This is a genomic window from Mesorhizobium sp. P5_C1 (assembly GCF_054049815.1).
This window is the reverse complement of sequence record NZ_JBFULQ010000958.1, coordinates 1-1,340: the sequence shown is the minus strand read 5'-3', so window position 1 is coordinate 1,340 and position 1,340 is coordinate 1. Positions and strand designations below refer to the sequence as shown.

At 60.3% G+C, this 1,340-nt stretch carries 3 protein-coding genes; all 3 read right to left on the bottom strand.

Annotated features, from left to right (window positions below; translation table 11 throughout):
- Nucleotides 1-419 (bottom strand): hypothetical protein (locus ACXJ7R_RS32980; RefSeq protein ID WP_457155452.1); only part of this gene is annotated, 419 nt, incomplete at its 3' end.
- Nucleotides 420-421: 2 nt separating this feature from the next.
- A complete protein-coding gene (locus tag ACXJ7R_RS32975) occupies nucleotides 422-781 on the bottom strand; it encodes a hypothetical protein (protein WP_457155451.1) in 360 nt (119 codons plus the stop codon).
- A partial coding sequence (locus tag ACXJ7R_RS32970) for a divalent metal cation transporter (protein WP_457155450.1) occupies nucleotides 781-1,340 on the bottom strand: 560 nt, incomplete at its 5' end. The genes ACXJ7R_RS32970 and ACXJ7R_RS32975, both read right to left, overlap by 1 nt.

The window sequence follows — 1,340 nt, the reverse complement described above, 5'->3', positions numbered from 1 at the left end:
CCCCCGGCTGCACACAGCAAAACGCCAAGAGCAAGTTTCCACACAGTGCGCGCCCTGACCTTCCGCAAGCTGTCAGGCGACTGCGGCTCGCGCTTGCTTTGACCTCCGGCCTTCATAGAAGAAAGTTGCTCTAGAGTGCATCGCAACCGAGGTCGGAGTGGATCGGAAATGTCCAGCTTGTCCCAAGGAATGCGGTACAGGCAATCGCGATGGCGCAGGCGAAAGAAGTCCAGCATCGTTATGCCTATCGCCGAGGCAGAGAGCCGCTCGAAAGCAGCGAAAATGCCGACGTGGAATTCGGTGACGACAATATCGTCACCGTGACGCTCCGCGACTATCTCTTCTATGCGACCGACGCTTTTGCCGCGCAGCGAAAGCACCCGCCGGCCGGCAAGATGTTCGAGGTTGACGGTGCCCATCGTCAAGCTCCCGGGATGCGGCCGATGACGCGGTCGCGCAGCCAGTCCTGCCAATCGAAGATCGCGGTCCTACGCACGTCAATGTCGACTTCGATGTCGACGCCGATATCGCGCACCTTTTCCCACGCTATACGGTGCGGGTCGGCATGGCGCTCGCCGCCAAGCGTTGCCGCAAGCCATGTCATCCAGCGTCCCGGTCGTCTACCAAGGCGGCGCGCCAGCGTGATCGACCCGAGCTCGACTGCGACGATCCTGGGCGGCACGTCTGCCCTCACCTCGGCGATCAATCCGTCGACCTTACCGATCTTAACCTGCTTACGGTCAACGACCTGTTTGTCCAGCAGATCGCGCAGCAAATCCATCACGAACCTCCGAACAGTTGCAAGGGAATGCTGACAACGGCAAGGACGAAACCGAGCGCGATGATGAAGATCACCGCGGCGTTGGAAACCATGCCGTTGCGATGCTCGCCGACATAACGCTCGTCATTGAGCAGGAAAAGGAAGGGCACCACGGTCAGCGGCAGGCTGGCCGCCGTCACTGCCATGGAGAAGATGGTTAGCTTCAGCGGGTCGAGGCCGAGCCCGATCGGGATCGCGGCAAGCAGTAACGACAGCGTATACACACCACAGAAGGCGGGATCATCGCGCGGTTTTAGGTCCTCGCCCCAATTCCATCCGAAGCCTTGCGCTACGAGATATGCCTGCTGCAGCCCGATTTCGAGTGCGGCGCCGAAGCAGGCTATCGCGAGCGAGGCAACGAACAGGACAAACCCCCAAAAACCAAATATCGGGGTCAGCATCAGCGGCAGTTGGTGGTAATCGTTGACTTGGTTTATGCCGTGCGCGCCGAGTACCAGCGCGGCCACGATCAGCACGCTGACCGAGATCGTGCCACCGAAACTCATGCCCATCCCCGCAA